Annotated in this window: 17 protein-coding genes; 10 read left to right on the forward strand and 7 right to left on the reverse strand. The window is 39.7% G+C overall.

Annotated features, from left to right (window positions below):
* Positions 1-57: 57 nt before the first annotated feature.
* Entirely contained in the window at positions 58-1,158 is a 1,101-nt protein-coding gene (locus LC419_RS08175) for an alkene reductase (protein WP_223606876.1), read from the forward strand.
* 287 nt (positions 1,159-1,445) lie between these two features.
* On the opposite strand, the gene LC419_RS08180 is transcribed toward LC419_RS08175, so the two are convergent.
* A complete protein-coding gene (locus LC419_RS08180; RefSeq protein ID WP_223606877.1) occupies positions 1,446-2,474 on the reverse strand; it encodes a M23 family metallopeptidase in 1,029 nt (342 codons plus the stop codon).
* 226 nt (positions 2,475-2,700) lie between these two features.
* Between LC419_RS08180 and LC419_RS08185 the strand changes: the two genes are divergently transcribed.
* On the forward strand, positions 2,701-3,741 hold the full coding sequence (locus LC419_RS08185) for an NAD(P)H-dependent glycerol-3-phosphate dehydrogenase (RefSeq protein ID WP_223606878.1): 1,041 nt from the start codon (positions 2,701-2,703) through the stop codon (positions 3,739-3,741).
* A 108-nt stretch (positions 3,742-3,849) separates the two neighbouring features.
* Here LC419_RS08185 and LC419_RS08190 read toward each other — a convergent pair whose 3' ends face one another.
* Positions 3,850-5,247, reverse strand: coding sequence for an aminopeptidase P family protein (locus LC419_RS08190; protein ID WP_223606879.1), 1,398 nt, complete (start codon positions 5,245-5,247; stop codon positions 3,850-3,852).
* Positions 5,248-5,603: 356 nt separating this feature from the next.
* Between LC419_RS08190 and mqo the strand changes: the two genes are divergently transcribed.
* From mqo to LC419_RS08205, 3 genes are all read left to right on the forward strand, one after another.
* Positions 5,604-7,109 (forward strand): malate dehydrogenase (quinone), encoded by a 1,506-nt coding sequence (mqo, locus tag LC419_RS08195; protein WP_223606880.1) that lies wholly within the window; start codon positions 5,604-5,606, stop codon positions 7,107-7,109.
* Positions 7,110-7,265: 156 nt separating this feature from the next.
* Positions 7,266-7,673 (forward strand): hypothetical protein, encoded by a 408-nt coding sequence (locus LC419_RS08200; RefSeq protein WP_223606881.1) that lies wholly within the window; start codon positions 7,266-7,268, stop codon positions 7,671-7,673.
* A gap of 9 nt (positions 7,674-7,682) precedes the next feature.
* Positions 7,683-8,555 (forward strand): AadS family aminoglycoside 6-adenylyltransferase, encoded by an 873-nt coding sequence (locus tag LC419_RS08205; protein ID WP_223606882.1) that lies wholly within the window; start codon positions 7,683-7,685, stop codon positions 8,553-8,555.
* Here the strand turns inward: LC419_RS08205 and LC419_RS08210 are convergent.
* Positions 8,552-10,135 (reverse strand): GMC oxidoreductase, encoded by a 1,584-nt coding sequence (locus tag LC419_RS08210; RefSeq protein WP_223606883.1) that lies wholly within the window; start codon positions 10,133-10,135, stop codon positions 8,552-8,554. The two genes, LC419_RS08205 and LC419_RS08210, sit on opposite strands and share 4 nt — an antisense overlap.
* A gap of 134 nt (positions 10,136-10,269) precedes the next feature.
* Here LC419_RS08210 and LC419_RS08215 point away from each other — a divergent pair, with 134 nt between their 5' ends.
* The 4 genes from LC419_RS08215 to LC419_RS08230 all read left to right on the forward strand — a co-directional run bounded on the left by LC419_RS08215 (position 10,270) and on the right by LC419_RS08230 (position 15,093).
* A complete protein-coding gene (locus tag LC419_RS08215; RefSeq protein WP_223606884.1) occupies positions 10,270-10,887 on the forward strand; it encodes a DUF1684 domain-containing protein in 618 nt (205 codons plus the stop codon).
* A gap of 4 nt (positions 10,888-10,891) precedes the next feature.
* Positions 10,892-11,365 carry an N-acetyltransferase gene (locus LC419_RS08220; RefSeq protein WP_223606885.1) on the forward strand — a complete coding sequence of 158 codons (474 nt, stop codon included), beginning with the start codon at positions 10,892-10,894 and terminating at the stop codon, positions 11,363-11,365.
* 73 nt (positions 11,366-11,438) lie between these two features.
* Entirely contained in the window at positions 11,439-12,248 is an 810-nt protein-coding gene (locus LC419_RS08225; protein ID WP_223606886.1) for a glucose 1-dehydrogenase, read from the forward strand.
* A gap of 187 nt (positions 12,249-12,435) precedes the next feature.
* Positions 12,436-15,093, forward strand: coding sequence for a glucosidase (locus LC419_RS08230; protein WP_223606887.1), 2,658 nt, complete (start codon positions 12,436-12,438; stop codon positions 15,091-15,093).
* Positions 15,094-15,130: 37 nt separating this feature from the next.
* Here LC419_RS08230 and recO read toward each other — a convergent pair whose 3' ends face one another.
* From recO to LC419_RS08250, 4 genes are read right to left on the reverse strand one after another with little or no spacing between them, the layout of a single operon-like run.
* Complete coding sequence (gene recO / locus LC419_RS08235; RefSeq protein WP_223606888.1) at positions 15,131-15,817, reverse strand: DNA repair protein RecO; 687 nt, start codon at positions 15,815-15,817, stop codon at positions 15,131-15,133.
* Complete coding sequence (locus LC419_RS08240; protein WP_223606889.1) at positions 15,817-18,078, reverse strand: hypothetical protein; 2,262 nt, start codon at positions 18,076-18,078, stop codon at positions 15,817-15,819. The genes recO and LC419_RS08240 overlap by 1 nt, the downstream gene beginning before the upstream one ends.
* A 1-nt stretch (position 18,079) precedes the next feature.
* Positions 18,080-19,030 carry a bifunctional UDP-sugar hydrolase/5'-nucleotidase gene (locus LC419_RS08245; protein WP_223606890.1) on the reverse strand — a complete coding sequence of 317 codons (951 nt, stop codon included), beginning with the start codon at positions 19,028-19,030 and terminating at the stop codon, positions 18,080-18,082.
* Complete coding sequence (locus LC419_RS08250) at positions 19,030-19,788, reverse strand: 5'-nucleotidase C-terminal domain-containing protein (RefSeq protein ID WP_223606891.1); 759 nt, start codon at positions 19,786-19,788, stop codon at positions 19,030-19,032. The genes LC419_RS08245 and LC419_RS08250 overlap by 1 nt, the downstream gene beginning before the upstream one ends.
* Positions 19,789-19,982: 194 nt before the next feature.
* Between LC419_RS08250 and dapA the strand changes: the two genes are divergently transcribed.
* Positions 19,983-20,855, forward strand: coding sequence for a 4-hydroxy-tetrahydrodipicolinate synthase (gene dapA / locus LC419_RS08255; RefSeq protein WP_223606892.1), 873 nt, complete (start codon positions 19,983-19,985; stop codon positions 20,853-20,855).
* The last annotated feature ends 70 nt before the right edge of the window (positions 20,856-20,925 follow it).

Consider the following 20,925-nt stretch of genomic DNA (forward strand, 5'->3'; position numbering starts at 1 on the left):
TGATCTTTACTATACTTTTGTAGGTACAATTGAGGACAGACAATAAAAAATTATAGTATGAAAAAATTATTTCAATCGTATCATTTGAATGATATCCAGTTAGATAACAGATTTGTAATGGCTCCAATGACCCGCAGCCGTTCTTCAGAGCCTGATAATATCCCCAATGACCTGATGGCAGAATATTACGGGCAGCGTGCTTCCGCAGGTCTTATCATCTCTGAAGCTACTCAGATTTCTCTTCAGGGAATGGGATATGCCAGAACTCCCGGTATCTATACCAAAGAACAAACTGCAGGCTGGAAAAAAGTAACCGAGTCTGTACACGGAAAAGGCGGCCGAATATTTTTACAGCTTTGGCATGTAGGCAGAGTATCTTCTTCCAGAATCAACGGGCTGCAGCCTCTGGCTCCATCTGCTCTTATCGCAAGCAATACCAATGTTTATATTTTTGATGGTGCAGCAAACGGCGATGCCACTTTTATTCCGGTGGAAGAACCGAAAGCAATGACAAAAGCTGAGATTGACCAGACCTTCCATGATTTCGCAACAGGTGCAAAAAATGCAATAGATGCGGGCTTTGACGGCGTGGAAATCCATGGAGCGAATGGTTATCTCATCGACCAGTTCTTACGTGGTAATTCTAACATAAGGACCGATGAATATGGAGGAAGTATAGAAAACAGAGTCCGCTTTCTGATTGAAGTGACTGAGGCAGTGATCAAAACGGTGGGTAAAGAAAGAACCGGGGTAAGACTCTCTCCATTCATAAAATTTAAAGATATGGATGATCCGGAAATACTTGAAACCATCATGCTGGCAGCCGAAAAACTTAATGAACTGGGAATTGCACACATTCATTTATGTGAAGCCGATTGGGATGATACCCCTCAAATTCCATATCTGTTCAGAAAAGAGCTGAGGTATAAATTCAGAAATACAATCATCGCCACAGGAAACAAAACGCCATCCGAAGGCGAAGAGCTGTTGGAGCAGAATCTGGTAGATCTTATAGGCTTCGGAAGAAAATTTCTCACCAATCCTGACTATCCGGAAAGAGTTCTGCAGAATGCTGCCCTGAATGAGATCAGCGATCCGCATACCCTTTTCGGCGGAGGAGATTCAAGAGGGTATACAGATTATCCTGCATTATTCTGACATTCTAGTTGAATGTAATGGGTAAAAAGTTTCTTAATTTGAACCATTAAGAATATGGAAGAGATTAAGTTTCATTAAGAAAAATCAAATAGATTTTTAAATCAGGACTGCTTAAAGCGAAGCTCAACTTAAATATTATTAAAAGTTTAATAGGATCTTAATGGTTTAAAAAATCTGTCTTATAAAATATTTTTTTTCATAAAATCTCCCACTGATTTCTCAGAATACACAGATTTTCTTTTGATCTTATTACATAAAAAATGGCCGTCTAACAGACAGCCATTTTTTTATAAATTCATAAACAGTTTCGGATTCACCGGAGTGTTGTTTTTGTGTACTTCGTAATGAAGGTGCGGTCCTGTAGAACGTCCGGAGTTACCGGATTTGGCGATAACCTGTCCTACTTTTACTTTCTCATTTACTTTTGAAACCAGTTGCGACAGGTGACCGTAAAGGGTAGCCAGTCCGTTTCCGTGAGAAACAATAACACAGTTTCCATAGCCGCCTTTCTGACCTGAGAAAATAACGGTTCCGGCTGCAGCAGCTCTCACATCCGAGCCATAAGCAACAGCAATGTCCAGTCCTTTGTGAAACTGCATCTGATCCGCTTCAGCAGGTGGGTTGTTCTTTTCCATCGGCGCTTTCGCTGAGGTATTTCCCGCTACAGCTTTCGTTGAAGCAACAGCTGGAGACGGTGTGGCGGCTACCGGAGCAGCCTTCGGGGTAACCATTACTTTTACTTCTCTTTTATTCCCGTAGCTGTCCGTTAATTCAATGATTTTTTCAACGGGTTCAGCTTTTACTTCCGGTTTTGGTGCGGCAGCAGCCATGGGTTTGGATTCTGCGGCACTAGGCTTTACAGAAGCAAATACGGTTTTGAAAGGAATTGGATTTTTTCTGATGCCGAAATTAGACGAGATGTATCCGTCGGTAGGCATTCCCAGGGGAACTTCCATCAGCTTTTTTTGGAGATTCATTAAGTACTGGCTGTAGCGGTTGGCCTGTTTTGCCAGATATACAGAATTGGAGATACTGTCCTGACTTAGAATCATCAGCTTCTGATCTGTGATATTTTTGGATTTCAGGAACGAATTCAGCTCAGCCACAGTCTGATCTACCATGGTAAGATCAGTTTTCATTTTCAAATAATCTACACTGTCTTTTTCAGTGTTTATTTTGACGAGGTTCACTTCATACATCTTGTCATCCTTTTCAGAAAATAACCTAGCGATAAAGATAGCCTGTGCAAAAACTACTAGCAAAAGTCCTCCAAGGAGAATATTCACGTTCTTCCTGCTGTTTAGAAATTTCTTCATATTTCTTCTCTTAGTAAATTACAAAACGGTTTTAAGCCTGCAAATTTAATTAAAAATACTATTTGAGGCATATTTTTAAATAAAACTTAGTTTTTTCTGTATTTAACGTCTAATTAGATATTTAATTGTGTTGAAGTGTTAATTTTTTCAGAAAGTGGCTTTTATCATAGCCCCAAAGTCCTTGTTCCGTCTTTGTTTTAATATATTTGCAGTTCACATTCCAATTATGGCTAAAAAGAAAATAATTTCAGAATCTTCTAATCCAAAAAAGAATAAGAACGACGTTTCTGTAGGAGTAGTAGGAAGCGGAAGTTTTGCTACCGCTATCGTAAAAATGCTGGTTGAAAACTGTAAAACGGTACACTGGTGCGTAAGAAGTGAATTCGTGAAAGGAGCTATTGAACTCCGCGGACACAACCCATCTTATCTTACAGCCGTTAATTTTAATCTTAAAAGTCTAAAACTTACCACAGATATCAACGAGCTGGTGAGCGCCTGCGATGTCATCGTACTGGCAACACCTTCTATTTACCTGTCGGATACGATGGATAAAATGACCTGTGAATATGGGGACAAAATTTTTGTTTCCGCGATTAAAGGGATTATTCCTAAAGTAAATGATGTGGTAGCGCATTATTTAAGAGACGAATTTAAAATCGGTTTCAGAAACCAGGCGGTTATAGCAGGACCATGTCACGCTGAAGAAGTCGCTATGGAAAGACTTTCTTACCTTACTGTTGCTGCCGTGGAGGATGAAACAGCAGATAAACTAACAGGAATTTTCAGTTCAGATTTTATCAAAGTACATTCCAGTAAAGATATTTTAGGAAATGAATATAGCGCGATCCTTAAAAACATTTTCGCGATCGGTGCGGGAATAGCAAGCGGACTTGGTTATGGGGATAACTTCACTGCCGTTTTTGTTTCCAATGCCATCCGTGAAATGGAAATCTTTCTGGAAGCGGTATACGAAGCGCCAAGAGATGTGAATGAAAGCGCTTATCTGGGTGACCTTCTGGTAACAGCTTATTCTCTTTTCTCCAGAAACCGAAGCTTAGGAAATCTTATCGGAAAAGGATATACCGTAAAATCCGCAATCCAGTCTATGAACATGGTGGCAGAAGGGTATTATGCCGCAGATTCTATCTATAAAACGGCCAAGCAGAAACACCTGAAGCTTCCGATCATTGATACAGTATACGCCATTCTTTATGAAGGCAAGAATGCAGAAAAGCAGTTTAAAAAATTAACGGCAAAACTGAATTAAATCTGGTTGTAAAACTAATTTAAAATATAAAAACCGTCATTTACTTAAACAGTGGATGACGGTTTTTCTTTACTCTTATCAAGGTTTTAAACTTTGACTATGATAATTTTAATAAGCCTCGCTCCTGATCGCTTCGATTTCTTCAGTAGTTAAGGCCAGATGTTTACCCAACATCCTGCTTCCACGTTCTGTAATCAGAAAATCATCTTCCACTCTGATGCCGCTGAAATTTCTGAAGGTTTCCAGTTTATCGTAATTGATATATTCTGCAAACTGATTGGATGCTTTCCAACGGTCGATAAGTTCAGGAATGATATAAATACCAGGCTCAACGGTTAGTACATAACCTGTTTCCAGTTCTTTGCCGAGCCTTAAAGATTTAATACCAAACTGGGTGGTATTTTTAACGAGATCATCCGTATAACCTACATACTGTTCGCCTAAATCTTCCATATCATGAACATCCAGCCCCATCATATGACCTGTACCGCACTGAAAAAACATAGCATGAGCACCAGCCTGCACTGCATCGTCAATATTGCCTTTCATCAGGCCGATATCTTTTAATCCCTGAGCCAGAATTTTGCACGAAGCCAGATGTACATCCAGATACCTTACACCGGGTGCCAGCAGATTTTTAGCATGATGATACGCATTCAGTACAATATCATACACATCTTTTTGTTCAGCACTGAAAGTCTTGCCCACAGGAAAAGTACGCGTAAGATCACCGGCATATCCTAAAGCGGTTTCCACTCCGGAATCGTTTAAAACCAATTGACCTTCTTTTAACTGATTACCATAATAGTGATTGTGCAGAATTTCACCCTGAACCGTTAAAATAACCGGATAAGCAAGGTTACCGCCAGAAGCTAATGCCTCACTCTGTATTTTAGCGGCAAGTTCACGCTCGTACATTCCGGGTTTTGCCTGTTGCATCACCATTAAATGGATATCAGCCGATATCGATGCTGCACGATCCAGTTCTTCGATTTCCTCAGGAGATTTGATTGAACGTTGTGCGACTACGGCTTTTATAAAATTTAGAGATGAGCGTTCTTTAAGCTGATACGTAGGAATATTAAACCAGTTCGTCAGTTTAATTATATTTTCCGGACGGTAAGGCGGTAAAAAATGAATTGAACGGCTTTTGTCCTGATATTTTTTGAGATAAATGTCGAGTTGATCCAGTGGAAGAATTTTTGTTAAACCGGAATCGGCACTTTTTTCAGCCAGGGTTTTTTGCCTGCCCATCCATACAATATCATCAATACTCATTTCATTTCCGAAGAGAATGGTTTCATCTTCGTCAAGATCGATGATTGCTGCCAATGAAGGTTCATTGATTCCAAAATAATACAAAAAAGTACTGTCCTGCCTGAAATGATAAATATTATCTTTAAAATTCATGGGGCTGTCTTCATTACCCAAAAAGAGTAATATCCCGGAATTTAATTTCGATTGTAACGCAGCACGTCTTTGGAGGTACACTTTCTTTTCAAACATATCATTAAGTATTAAGCAAATATCCCCAAAAATGATTATTCATTAAACCATATAAAGGTGAATGGTTAAAATACGGGTGGTATAGGCAAATTATAAGCTAAGATATTAAAGTTAGAATATATTTTAATTGATCATCCTTAATTTTTTTTAAATTTTAGAATTACCTTTAAATGGTCATTTCAGGAAATCGACGAACGATTTGATTACTTATTTCAATAGGAAAGCATAGACCGTATCCATAGAATTTTTTTGCCTGTTCGGAAACTGTTTTAACCATAAAAATTAACGTGTTAAAATCGTTAAACCCATCCATACTTATAAAACTTTTCCCGAAATTTGATGTAAATTTTAGAATTATGCCACACTCGCTTACAAGCAGAACACCGAAACCAAAATATGACGTTGTACTGATAGGCGGCGGAATCATGAGCGCCACTTTAGCAACATTGCTTCACGAATTTGATCCCAATCTGGAAATCGCCATATTCGAAAGGCTTGGCAGGTTTGCGAAAGAAAGCACAGCTGCCTGGAACAATGCAGGGACGGGGCATTCGGCTTTTTGTGAACTGAATTATACTCCTGAAAAACCAGACGGAACCGTTGATATTACCAAAGCGGAAAGTATCGCAGAACAGTTTGAAATGTCAAAGCAGTTCTGGGCCTATCTGGTGACCAAAGGATATGTTCAGGATCCTAAAGATTTTATCAATTCGTGTCCGCATATGAGTTTAGTATTTGGTGAAAAAGATGCTGAATATCTTAGAAAACGTCATGAGAAAATGGCAGACTCCGTTCTGTTTTCCGGGATGGAATATTCCATGGATCATGAACAGCTCAGAGAATGGCTTCCATTGGTGATGAGCAAAAGAAATCAGTCTGAGGTGATGGCAGCTACCAAAATGGATATGGGTACCGATGTCAATTTCGGAACATTAACCAGAAAAATGGGTAGACATTTGCTGGAAGATTCCAATGTTGAGGTTTTCCTGTATCATGAAGTCAAAGACGTTGATCCGAGAGAAGACGGCAAGTGGGAAATGAAGGTGAAAGACAGAATCCACAATCATAAGCAGGAAGTAGTCGCTGATTTTGTATTTATCGGTGCCGGCGGGTATGCGCTTCCTCTTTTGGACAGTTCAGATATCAAAGAAAGTGAAGGCTATGGAGGTTTCCCTGTTTCCGGGCAGTGGCTGGTAAGTCACAATCAGGAACTTGTGGAAAAACATCATGCTAAAGTATATACTCAGGCGACTGTAGATGCTCCGCCCATGTCTGTTCCTCACTTGGACCTTAGAATTATTGATGGTAAAAAAGCACTTCTTTTTGGTCCTTTCGCTGGATTTTCCACGAAATTCCTGAAAGAAGGAAGTTATCTGGATCTTCCGGAAAGTGTTAATACTAAAAACTTAAGATCCTTATTTGGTGCCTGGTGGCATAACCTTCCTCTGACAAAATATCTTATTCAGCAGGTAGCGATGACGAAATCCCAAAGAATGCAGCACCTGAGAGAATTTATCAAGGATGCCAACGAAGAAGACTGGGAGCTGAAAGTTGCCGGCCAAAGGGTACAGATCATCAAAAAAGATGAAAAAGATGGTGGAAAGCTGGAATTCGGAACCGAAGTGGTAGTGAATAAAAACGGCACCATCGCTTCATTGCTGGGAGCTTCTCCGGGCGCATCCACTGCGGTATATGCCATGCTGAACGTTCTTGAGAAATGTTTCCCTGAAAAGCTGCAGGGTGAGTGGAAAGATAAGCTGTTGGAAATAGTGCCTTCTTACGGTCAGAAATTAGCCCATAATCCTGAACTTACCGAGAAGGTGAGAAATTATACAAAAGAAAAACTGGAACTGGAATATTAGAGTAATAGTGAATGGTGAATTGTCAATGGTGAATTTTTTAATTTTATCGATAAAATTCACTATTCACTTGTGAAGCAAAATTCACCATTCACCATTGGCTCATTAACCAGTGCCCGTCACCATTACTCATCACTCATTACCTATTACTCATGATTTATGGAGGTTGAAGAAATACTCGTAAAACCCATTATTGCTAAAGAACTGCTGGAATCCCTTCAAACTAAAATAGAAGAGGAAAAGCAGGTCATTGTACACTGCTGTTTTCCGGCATCGCCGTTTTTAGGAAACCTGATCAGGATCTGGAATTCCACTTACCTTTTAGACAATCAGTCTGATCATAAAAGTAAACTGATTCATGCTGAAAATATTACAATTTATCCCAACTGGACGGCTGTACCATTTATGCGGGATTTTTGGTTTACCTTAGTGTTTTCCGGCTTGCCGAGAGACTGTAAAAGCTTTGATCTGAAAGAAGTCATTCCCGAAGAAGGTGGATTTTTTGTGGAATCTATTAAAAGAAATTCTCTTGATGTCTATCGGGTGAAAATCTCAGAATCTTATTAACAGAAAACCATGAAAGCAAGGGAGAAAAAATTGGAACAGATCATCAGTTGGGCAGAAAAAAATCCTGACATCCGTGCTGTGCTGCTGACCAGTTCGCTCGTGAATCCCTATGCACCAGTAGATGATTTCAGCGATCTGGATGTAGAGCTGGTCTTTGAAAATTTGCAGGAATATGTGACCGATAAAGAATGGATCTCTCTTTTTGGCGAGCCTATTTCCATGGTGGAAGAAGATGATACTTATTTTGACGGGAAACACGCAATGAAAATGGTATTGTACACCGATCATGTGAAGGTTGATTTTAAACTGTATCAAAAATCAGAATTTATAAAAGAAGTTCAGTCAGAAACTCTTCCGGAGGATTGGGATGTAGGGTATAAAGTTTTGGTGGATAAAGACCAATTGACGAAGGGTTTGAAACCGCCAACCTATCAATCCATTATGATTCATCAGCCAACAGAGCAGAAGTTCCGTCAACTGATGAATGATTTCTGGTGGGATACTACCTATGTGGCAAAATGCCTTAAACGCGGTGATCTTTTTTATGCTAAATTCATGTCTGAAGATGTGATCAGGACAGATTATCTGGTTCCTATTATTGAATGGTATATCGCCAGCTTGCACGGCTGGAACAATATAACGACCAATAAGCATGGACGCCTTTTCAAAAAACACCTGTCTGCAGAGCTCTGGACAAAAATAGAAGCTACTTTCTCAGCCAGCGATATAGAAGATAACTGGCGTGCTCTGTATGCGTTTGCGGATCTTGTGCATGAGCTTGGGACAACTTTAGCCGGACAACTTAATTTCGAATATCCTCAGAAGCTGGAAGATGATATAAGGAGATATTTAGATGAGGTGAAATCCATGCCTCAATTTTAAGCAAATTCATTCTGCCGGATTAGATTTTCAATACAGTATTCTGCAATAGCCGTAATAGTGACAAACGGATTGACCCCAATAGTTCCCGGAATTAAAGAGCCATCCAAAACATACAGATTGTCGTGATCCTTTAATTTCCCGTATTCATTAGTTGCTTTACCCAATACACAGCCGCCCAGCGGATGATAGCACACATCTGCCCCAAAACCGTTATTAAATAAGAAATGACTTCTGGTCCCGCCATTAGCCCGGTTCATCTTTTTGATAAAATAATCGGCATTCTCCCTCATTTTGGCGGTATTGCTCTGGTCCCAGTCCAGACTGAGTTTTTGAGAATCAGCATCATAAGAAACTTTTCCTTTTTTATCTACCCGGTTAATGAGTAAATATAGGGCTGTAGCCACATCCATTCCCATAGGAAGCGGAGCGATCTCTGTGAAAAACGGATGTTCCTTGTCATCCCAGTTATCGATACCACCCACAGGAATCGTAGACTGTTTTGCGCCGGTTCCGCCTGACAGAGGTTTTACCCAGTTTCTGCCGGTCATGAAATTACCATTGTTGCCCCAGCTTTTCCCGATCTGTTCATGAATCGGGAAATTATTGACCGCATTGGATTTTAACAGCAGTTTCAAAGTTCCCATCGTTCCTGCAGCGAGAATAAGTTTTTTACAGTTAAACACTTTATCAGCAACTATAGTTCCCGAAGTATCCGTTTGCTGAACATTTAAAGTATAAGTTTTGTCCTCATTAAGCCTGATATGGTCCACACAATGAAGATCCAGGATTTCAAGATTTCCGGTATCGAGGGCTTTTTTGAGATAGGTTTTATCCAGGCTGTTTTTACCATGATTATTTCCATAAATCACTTCCGTATTGAAAGCCGAGCGGGGAACTTCATTTTTATATTCCTTCTCCATATATTGAAAATCGTAAACATTCGGAACTCTTATGGTTTTAAAGCCTGCTTTATGGGCCTCGGCTTCACCAACCCGCGTAAATTTATAATAGGGACAGTCTTTTATAAACTGTTCTCCAATGACATTTACTTTTAATTCTTTATGGACTAAAGGAAAGTAAGTATTGTAAAATTTCTCAGCATCCAGATCGGGAAAAACTTCCCTGAAATAGCTTTCCTTGGGTGTAACGGCCATTCCGCCATTGACCAGAGAACCGCCGCCAACACCTCTTCCTACCCAGATATTGATATGTTCAAAATCCATTCGGTCCAGCGTTCCTGTAAAAGGTGTCAAAGAAAATATATTCATAAACGGAGCAATCGTCTTCTTTTTCAGCCATGCGGCACTTTTTCCAGGTTTTAGCATATTGGAAAACGGAATTCCTGATTTTTCCCAGTTGAGGCCCATTTCCAGCATCACCACTTTTTTTCCGGCTTCACAAAGACGCAGGGCAGATACAGCACCTCCGTATCCGCTTCCGATAATCAGGATGGGAGCGTCGGTGATTTCTTTTTCCCGCAGATCGGTTTTGGGCTGAATGGCTTTAAACAGCTCCGTATTGAGGAAATAAAAACCTGCTCCGGCGAGAATGCCTGTCTTAATGAATTTTTTTCTGTCCATGTGCTCAGTGGGTCAAAAAATATGCTAAAGAAAATGGAATGGGTATTATTTAAAACAGATTGTGTCTTTTTATTACAATTTTAACTTTTCATGCCATGAAAAATTCATAGTTTTACTTATAATTTGAAGCATTCATGAAAAAATACTTAATCATACTTCTGCTGTCTCCACTGTTTATTTTCGCCCAGAAAAAGGCTTCAAAAGAGATGGCGGAGATCCAAAAATTTCAGAAGGAACTCAATGCAGAATATCTTAATCCCAAGGAAACGCCTTTACGTGGAGACAATTTTACAAATTTTAAAGAACATCCCTTCTTTCCGGCGGATTTAAAATACAGAGTCACTGCAAAATTCGTTAAAACAGAAAATCCACAGCCATTTGATCTTCCCACTTCTTCCGGTAAAACCAAATCTTACCGTGAATATGGAAAGGCGACATTTGAACTGGAGGGAAAACCTTATACACTGACGTTATACCAAAGTCTCGACCTGATCAAGCAGGAAAAATACAAAGACTATCTTTTTCTTCCTTTCCGTGATGCGACGAATGAGATAGACACCTACGGCGGCGGAAAATATATGGATCTGAAAATTCCGAAAGGAAACACGATTGTTCTGGATTTCAATCAATCCTATCAGCCTTATTGTGCGTATAACGCCTACGATTACAACTGCCCGGTTGTTCCTGAAGAAAACAGACTTCCGGTGGAGATCAAAGCGGGTGTAATGTATCAGGATATTTATCATCATTAAAAATATGGTCAGCTTAGCTTTTTTTAAACAGGAAGATTTCTCGGGGCTTAATTATGCCTTGGATGAAACTCAGCAGCAGTATACAGCAACGGTGGAGGATGCTTTGAAGAGAATAAGTGAGAGAAATGATTCTGAAGCGTTTGCCATTACGGTATTTGAAGATGATCAACCCTCCGGATTTTTCGTTTTGGACTTTGGAGAAGATAAGCTTGAACTGACAGATAATAAAAAGTCAGTTCTGATAAGGTCTTTGTCCATCAATCCGGGCTTACAGGGAAAAGGAATCGGAAAAAAAGCGATGGAAATTGTCGGTGAGTTTGTGAAGAAAAATTTTCAGGACTGTAATGAAATTGTCCTTGCAGTTAACCAGAAAAATATTCCGGCTTATCATGTTTATCTGAAAACCGGATACCTGTACGATGGAAAAACCAGAATGGGAAGAAGCGGCCCTCAATATCTGATGTATAAAAAACTTTAAGAAAATTTTAAATTTAAAAATTCCATCCTGCTGAATTGTTTCCATAACTTTGAGTAACATCAAATCATACCATATGGAAATATCACTTCGTAATCAGGTAGCTGTCGTTACCGGAGGATCCAGCGGAATCGGTTCAGGAATTGCAAAATCTCTCGCAGATGCAGGTGCTACAGTGATTGTCAATCACTCCTCAGAAAGATCAACGGATGAGGCGAAAGCTGTTTTAAAGGAAATTACTGATGCTGGCGGAAATGGAATCACTTACCAGTGCGATGTTTCCAAAGAAGATCAGGTGATCCAAATGTTTAAGGACACCGTTTCGCAATTCGGAACCATGGATATTCTTATCAATAATGCCGGAATTCAGAAAGATGCAAAATTCACCGAAATGACTATCGATCAATGGAATGCGGTAATAGGCGTAAATCTTACCGGACAATTTCTCTGTGCCCGTGAAGCGATCAAAGAATTTCTGCGCCGGGGTATAGATCCTTCCCGTTCCATTGCCTGTGGAAAAATCATACATATAAGCTCCGTTCACGAAATTATCCCCTGGGCCGGTCATGCGAATTATGCTTCCAGTAAAGGTGCCGTCAGAATGCTGATGCAGACTCTTGCACAGGAATACGGAGCTGATAAGATTCGTGTTAATTCGATTTGTCCCGGAGCCATTCAAACATCGATCAATAAAGATGCATGGAGCACTCCGGAAGCATTGAATTCTTTACTGAACCTTATTCCCTACAACAGAATAGGACAGCCACAGGATATCGGGAATTTAGCCGCTTTCATCGCAAGTGATCTGGCAGACTATATCACCGGAACCAGCATTTTTGTAGATGGAGGGATGACGACTTTCGAGAGCTTTTCTACAGGAGGATAGGCGAGTTTTGGAGTTTGAGAGTATGAGAGTTTTAGGGTTGAGAGTTACGAGTTGCTAGTTGATAGTAATTAAGGCTTCTGCTTTTAGTCTGAAATCTGAAATCTGATGTCTGAAATCTGACGTCTTGAGTCTTTTCTCTTTATTCTTGTCTCTATTCATCAATGAAATTTTACGAAAAAACAAACACATGTCCGAAAAACAAAGACTTTCAGATCTCGAGTGGAAAATATGGGGGCCCTATGTCAGCAACCGCGAATGGGGGCTTGTCCGTGAAGATTACAGCGGAAACGGGGATGCCTGGAATTACACCAATCATGATACAGCTGAAGCCAAAACTTACCGTTGGGGTGAGGAAGGTATTTGTGGGATCTGTGATGACCTTCAAAAGCTGGTCTTTTCCATAGGGTTCTGGAATAAGAAAGATAAAATGGTGAAAGAACGCTTCTTTGGCCTTACCAACGGAGAGGGAAATCATGGGGAAGATGTGAAGGAATATTTCTATTATCTGGATTCCACACCTACGCATTCTTATATGAAGATGCTGTACAAATATCCACAGAACGCCTTTCCATACGAAGATCTTTTAAAAACCAATGCCGAAAGAAGTAAGGATGACCCGGAATATGAGCTGATCGATACCGGAATCTTTGATCACAATGAATATTTCGATCTGTTTATTGAATATGCTAAAGAGAGTGAACATGATATTCTGATTAAACTTACAGTCATTAATAAATCTGAAAAAGAAGCACCGATTGTCATATTGCCGACAGTTTGGTTCAGGAATACCTGGAACTGGGGATATGATGATTACAAACCAAAGCTGGACAGTGAAGATGCAGAACATATTGAGATCAGCCATAAAGATCTCAGCATTAAAAATATCTATGCCAAGCAGTCCTCAAAGACATTGTTCTGTAATAACGAAACCAATATTGAAAGATTATATCAATCGGAAAATGAATCAAGATATTGTAAAGACGGAATCAATTATTTTGTGATTAATGGAAATTCGCAAGCGATCAATCCAAAAAGTAGCGGGACGAAAGCTTCCTTTTTTATTGATGAAACCCTGAAAGCCGGAGAATCCAAAACTTTTGAATTCAGGATGACGGATAAGGATCTGAAAGAACCGTTTGCTGATTTTGATGACATTTTCGGGCTGAGAAAAAAAGAAGCCGATGAGTTTTACGCTGAAATTCAGGAAGGCATAGAATCGAAGGATGAAAAATTGGTGCAAAGGCAGGCTTTTGCGGGAATGCTCTGGAACAAAATGTTTTATCATTACAATGTAGAAAAGTGGCTGAAAGGCGATCCTGCAGAAGTATCACCTCCCAAGTCCCGTGAGAAAATCAGAAACTATGAATGGAAACATCTCAATAATGAACATATCATTTCGATGCCCGATAAATGGGAATATCCATGGTATGCGACATGGGATCTGGCGTTTCATACGATAAGCTTCTCATTAATCGATCCCGATTTTGCGAAACATCAGCTCAAACTTTTCCTGTTTGAATGGTATATGCATCCCAACGGGCAGCTTCCCGCTTATGAATGGAATTTAAGTGACGTGAATCCTCCGGTTCATGCCTGGGCCGTTTTCAGGGTATTTAAAATTGATGAATATATTAAAGGAAAGCCGGATCTTGAATTCCTGGAAAGTGCTTTTCAGAAGCTGCTTATGAATTTTACCTGGTGGGTGAATAAAAAAGACAGCAACGGGAATAATATTTTTGAAGGTGGTTTTTTAGGGCTTGATAATATCGGTGTTTTTGACCGGAACACCACACTTCCAAACGGTGAGCAGCTGGAACAGTCCGACGGAACAAGCTGGATGGCCATGTTTGCCCTGAATATGATGAGAATTGCTCTTGAGCTGGCTCTTTACAATAATGTGTATGAAGAAATGGCGATGAAGTTTTTTGAACATTTCCTTTCTATCGCCAATTCACTGGATAATATGGGGGATGAGGAGTTCAGTCTTTGGGATCAGGAAGATGAATTTTTCTATGATGCCATTGCTTCCAGTGATGGTGATCATATGTATCTGAGACTTCGGACCATCGTTGGATTGATTCCGATGTTTGCCGTTGAGGTGATTGATGATGAAATGATCGAAAAGCTTCCCAATTTCAAAAAAAGAATGAAATGGGTTCTTGATAATAAGCCGGAACTGGCCTCCCTCGTATCGAGATGGGAAGTGAAAGGGCAGGACTCCAAACACCTATTGTCCCTGCTCCGCGGACACAGATTAAAAAGGCTTTTGAAAAGGATGCTGAATCCCGAAGAATTCTTAAGTGATTATGGCGTTCGGGCTTTGTCCAAAGAATATGAAAATAATCCTTATACTTTAAACTTAAACGGAACGGATTATTGTGTAAAATATACCCCTGCAGAAAGTGACAGCGGACTTTTCGGGGGAAACAGCAACTGGCGCGGACCGATCTGGTTTCCGATTAATTTTCTGATCATTGAAAGTCTTCAGCGGTTTTTCTTTTATTACAGTCCGGATTTTATGGTGGAATATCCTACAGGAAGCGGAAATTATTCAAACCTGGACCAAATCGCAGATTCTTTAAGCAAAAGACTGTCTAAGATCTTTTTAAAGGATGAAAACGGAAAACGTCCTGTAAATGGACAATACGAAAGATTTCAAACCGATCCGGATTTCAAAGATTATATTTTATTCTATGAATATTTTCATGGAGATAATGGGAGAGGGGTAGGAGCTTCCCATCAAACGGGATGGACAGGTCTGATCGCGAAAATTCTGCAGCCAAGATTTTCCAAAAAAGAAATGGCAGAGTCTGAAACGGAAATGCCGGGAGAAGTGAAGGGCTAATAGTTGGGATAGTTGGGAGATGCTGTAGCATATCAAATTATTCAAAAATCTGCTGAATAACTTCCAGCGATGTTGGGATTTTAAAGTCTGTAATATGATAATGATAATAGACGAGAAGACTGTCAAGGAAATCTTTTCTTAAAGTGTTGGGGATCTTTGTTGTGTACAGGTTTTCAGAGCACAGAGCTGTTTTCCAGATGGTTGAAATCTCTTCCGTAAACAAATGGTGGGAAGAATTCATAGAAAACGTTCCGGTTTCCGGATCCAGATATGGCCCGTCGTTGATCAGAGGAGCAACTCCCTGAATTTTCAGTATGGTAATTAAAAAAAGAAGATGGCACTGGTAGTTTTTACCATTCAGTTCATCGATAAATTCATCGATGCTGAAAAAGAGTCCCGGGTTTTTATTTTCGTGTCTTAAAACCTGATTTAGGAAATCTGAGATGAAGAATATGACGGTATTGGCTTTGATATCCATATACATATCATGGCTTTTCACAAGTTCAAATCTTGAAACGGAAGGGATTCCATTGCCTCTTGTAGGATTAATGGTAAAGCTGAGCATGCTCAAAGGCTGAAGCAGAGCTTTCTTTTTATTTCTTTTGGAATAGATCCCTTTTACGAAATAAGTCTGAAAGCCGTCCTCTTCTGTAAAACAATGCAGAACTGCATCATTCTCGCCGTATTTTATGAAAGATAATAAAAATCCGTTTTGTGAATTCATTAATTAACCACACCTATTTTTGCGGTAGCTTTATCCGATCCGTCTTCATTGGTCATCAGCACGAAATAAATACCTGACGCTACACGGGTACCTTTCTGGTTGGTAAGGTCCCATTCATAATAACCTCCCCTTGCTACTGCAGAGTGTATGACATTTCCAGCTGAATCAGCAATTCTGATGTTTGTTTTTTCTGCAAGACCTTTTATGGTCACCTTTCCTTTAAAGTTGGAATAGACTACCGGGTTAGGATAAACCACGACATTTCCAAAGTTGGAAGTCACATCAGCGACATCTCCCTGATAAGCTACGATACCGTTAAATGTTGCAAAATATACTTTTCCTGTTTTCTTATCCACCTTGATGTCGGTAACGGAATTGGTGGGAAGCGGGGAATTTTCTTTTGTAAAATGTTTGATGGTCTTCTGGCCGTCTGAGGAAAGATAATATACACCTCCTCCGTCTACAGAAACCCATTTGTAATCTCCGGCATCCACCTCTACCTGAAGGATCTGGGAGTCTCTGAAAAGCTCCTCTCCAAGTCCGCTCTGTTCGATGATGATAGGTTCCACCTGTGGATCCGGGGTTTTTATTTCTGCCACAGCATTAGACATTATTCTTAAGCCGCTGTCTGTGCCTATCCAGGCATCTCCTGATTTGCTAAAGGCTACAGATAATGTTCCTTTTGAGTTTCCTGCAAATCCGTTTGAATCTTTTAATATATACTCACTGTCATCAGAGAGGTTACCCGCGGTTTTATAGTCGTATACAATAAAGTTGTTCGTCCTTGGAATAGGAATCCACAACATATTTTCATAATATACCGGTTTTTGGACCGCTTCACTTGACAATCCGAATTTTTTGATGATAAAATCATCGGTTCCTCTGTCATAAATACCTATAGAAGGACTTCCGTAGTTGAATCCGAAAGAGATAAAAAGATTGTTTTGAGGATCGCTGGTAAAACCTACGGGACGGTGTGAGTGATCACCCGGAGATCCTAGGTCATAGCGTTTTACAAAATCAAAGTCTTTAGTTCCGGCATTGTATTTCATTTTATAGACTCCCTGGGCAGTACTTGTATAATTGGTGAAAAATACTTCACTATTGTCAGCCGGATTGAATACAGCATCCAGTACATTCGTTGGAGATGTTGTTGTTGAGAAAAAAGAAGGACGAAGCCACTCAGATCCGTTGAAATAATAAAACCCCGGTTTCTTGGGATTAATGGCCGGCTGATTAAATCTGTTTAGCCTTGATCCTGAGGATACCAGTATTTGGTTGTTGTCATACAGATTGAGCTTATAGGCAGAGTTAGCATAAGGACCGGACGGTTTGAAGGTATTGCTTCCTTCGTCTTTTATTCCGGAAAGTATCGTTCCTCCGTATATTTTTCCGTTTACTGTTATCGCGGTATTACAGTCTTCTCCAAGACTTACTGCATTTAAAGATACTCCGTTTAAACCGAATGTGTAAATTCGGCTGTCCGTTACGACAATATTGTTTGCTGTTAAAACGATATCCTTAATATTTCCGAAAGCAGCAGGAAGTGGAGTACCTGTACCCCCATTGTAAATGAATGCGGATGTAGCGGAAGAAAATATCATTGAGGAAGGCTCGGCATCAATATGCTTAAATGAGCCTGGAATTTCCGTAGTCCATGTAGAGAATACAGGAAATGTAATATTCATCTCGTGGCTTTTCAGACCGCTGTTCGTTACAGAATATACCTTGTTTTCAAAAATAGTTGCTTCATTACTGGCTTCATAAACACCACCGTTCATAAAGAAGGCAGAATCTCCGAATTCCAGTTTTTTCAGATTGAATACAGACAATCCGTAGCCTACCGAAACAACAGCCTGATCTCCCGTAATAGAAATGTGGTTGACACTTTTACTCCCGCTATAGCCGGTAGCGATAGGAATATCAACAACATATTTAATCTCCTGCGGAGTAACGATGTCCAGAGAACCGTTCGCATAGCCTATAACTCCTACTTTAGTCTGTGGGTTATAGTCGAAGGCCGTGATACTGACATCATGAAGACCATTCGCTTTTGACAGCTTGGTCACTTCTCCTGTGGCAACAGTATAGTAGAACAGTCCATTTTCTGTGGCTGCAATTATTTTCCCATTGTCCTCCTTCATAGCTAGGACATTGTTATAGGAAAAAAGATCCGTCCATTTTTTTGATGAAATGACCTGTGCATCTGTGAATTGCAGGGATGCTAATATACCCAGAGAGATTAAAGAGAGTTTTTTCATATTATACGGTTATACTGCTGTCTATCGCCTGGTTGTTCCAGGAAATGTGCTTAACGTTTTTATTGTCATCAAAGTAAAAATCTATTCTGCCCAGAAGAAGACCTGCCCATCCTACCTGATTCACCAGAACGTTTTTCCCTTGTCTGTTGGTAAAAGTTTGGGGTTCTGATAAAAAAGTATGGGTGTGTCCGCCTAAGATAATATCAATATTTTCTGTTTTGGCAGCCAGAATTTTGTCGCTTATTTTATTAGGATCATCGTGATAATCGTAGCCGATATGGGAAAGGCAGATCACAAGATCACATTTTTGTTCGTTTTTCAGGAAGTTGGAATAATGTTGTGCCACTTCTACAGGATCTGAGTATACGGTTTCACCATATTGCTTTTTACCCACAAGGCCGTCCAGCTGGATGCCCACTCCGAAAATACCTACTTTTATTCCGTTCTTATTAAAAATCTTGTACGGTGAAGTTTTTCCGTCCAGAACTGTATTTTTAAAATCATAGTTTGAACAGATGAAAGGAAACTTCGCATTGGGAAGAACTTTTAAGAAACCGTCAAGGCTGTTGTCGAAATCATGATTTCCCATCGTGGAAGCATCATATTTCATCATAGACATCAGCTTAAATTCCAGTTCACCACCGAAGAAATTGAAATAGGGAGTTCCCTGAAAAATATCTCCGGAATCCAGAAGAAGGACGTTGCTTTCCTGGCTTCTGATCTGCTGGATCAGGCTTGCTCTTCTGGCAAATCCTCCCTGGTTGGGATTTTTGGTATAGCTTGCATCAAAAGGCTCTATTCTGCTGTGTTGATCGTTGGTATGAAGAATGGTGAGTTTATTGGCAGATTTAAAAGGATTGAGTTTCAATTCTTCTGCCATCATCATATTGGGAGCTAAAGCTGCTGCTAAAGATCCACCGCCTATTACTTTTAAAAAACTTTTTCTATCCATTATTTCTTGCCGATAAAATTTAAACGAACATCTGTATTCGGAACCACTTCAGAAGTTTTTTTGAAATACTCAATAAAAAGATCCCTTAGTCTGATTCCTGTAGAAATTGATTCTCCTTTGGAAAAGAATTTCATATTGTCACCGCCCAGTGCAAGATAATCGGAAGTAGCAATGTAATATTCCCCGGAAGGATCTACAGGTTTTCCATTGATTTTGGATTGGGTCAGCTGCCCGTTATTGGTTTCAATGTATAAATGGGAAACAGGATTATTCACCTGAGTTTTTGCATAATAGTCAAAAAGTCCCTGAAGGTCTGATCCTTTCATTTTTACAATGATCACTTCATTTTCGAAAGGCATTACTTCAAAAACGCTTTTCAGAAGAATATCTCCTTTTCCGATAGTGGTACGGATTCCCCCGATGTTGATCAGGGCTGCATCTACATTTTTCTGCAGATTTTTTTTCGTCCACGCATCAGCGCCTTCGAAGGTATAATCGGCCAAAAGATTGCCCAGATTGCTGTTATCGCCCTGCTTGGTAAGGTCTACACTGGTGTGGGAGATCTTCTGATTCATCTCCTTGTCCAGCTTCAGCTTATAAGGCTCAATAACTTTTACAAACTCCTCATCATTCTTTAGCTCATTATTAATAGAAATGTTTTTCTGGGGCTTTGCTTCCGCCAGCTGCAGCGTCGAAGCTGTCTTGCAGGCAGTAAGGGAAGCCAGAGCAATTCCTAGTAACAAGAATTTATTTTTCATATGTTGCAAATTATTTTTTTTAAGGTCATATGTAATCGCCTGTACTTATATTACTTTTATAAATAACTTCGGTCATAGCGATGCCATACTATCTTTTAGTATATGCAAATATAATTATATGTATAATAAAACATTATTATTTATTATAAATTCTTATCGTAAATTATTAAATTTGACAAAAATAATTCTAACAGATGAGCATTTTAAAAGGAGTAGGTGTTGCGTTGGTAACACCCTTTAATGAAGATTTATCCGTTGATTTCGATAGTTTAACAAAACTTGTTGAGTATAACATCGAAAACGGAACCAATTATTTAGTTGTTTTGGGAACTACGGCGGAAGCTGCCACGCTTTCTGAGGAGGAGAAGAAACAGGTGATTGAGCATATCATTAAGGTTAATAATAAACGTCTTCCTTTGGTTTTAGGAATTGGCGGGAATAATACTCTTGAAGTTAAGAAACAGATAGAAGAAGCGGATCTTTCTGCATTTGAAGCGGTACTTTCCGTATCTCCATATTACAACAAACCTAATCAGGAAGGACTTTATCAGCATTATAAAGCGCTTGCTGCTACCGGTAAAAATATCATTATGTACAACGTTCCGTCCAGAACAGGTCAGAATGTTGAAGCGGATACCACCATTCGTCTTGCAAAAGAATTCCCGAATTTATTCATGATCAAAGAAGCGGCACCGAACATTCTTCAGTATTTCGATATTCTAAGAAAGAAGCCGGAAGGATTTTCACTGGTTTCCGGAGATGATGAATATGCACTTCCGGTAACTTTAGCCGGTGGTGACGGAGTAATTTCTGTGATCGGGCAGGGTTATCCGAAAGAATTTTCTACCATGGTTCAGTTAGCTCTTGACGGAAAAGTAAAAGAAGCGTATGAAATTCACAATAAATTAGTTGAAATCACAAGACTTATTTTTGCAGAAGGAAACCCTTGCGGAATTAAGGTGATTCTTACAGAAAAAGGAATCATCAAAAATTACCTGAGACTTCCATTAGTACCTGCTTCAGAAGGATTGTATGCGAAGATCAAAGCTGAAATGGAGAAGATTTAAAAAATGTGAATTGTGAATTGTCAATCGTGAATTTTAAAATAACAGTTAAAGATTGACCATTCACTTGCGA

Origin of the sequence: Chryseobacterium sp. OSA05B (assembly GCF_019970065.1) — a bacterium.
Classification (GTDB): Bacteria; Bacteroidota; Bacteroidia; order Flavobacteriales; family Weeksellaceae; genus Chryseobacterium.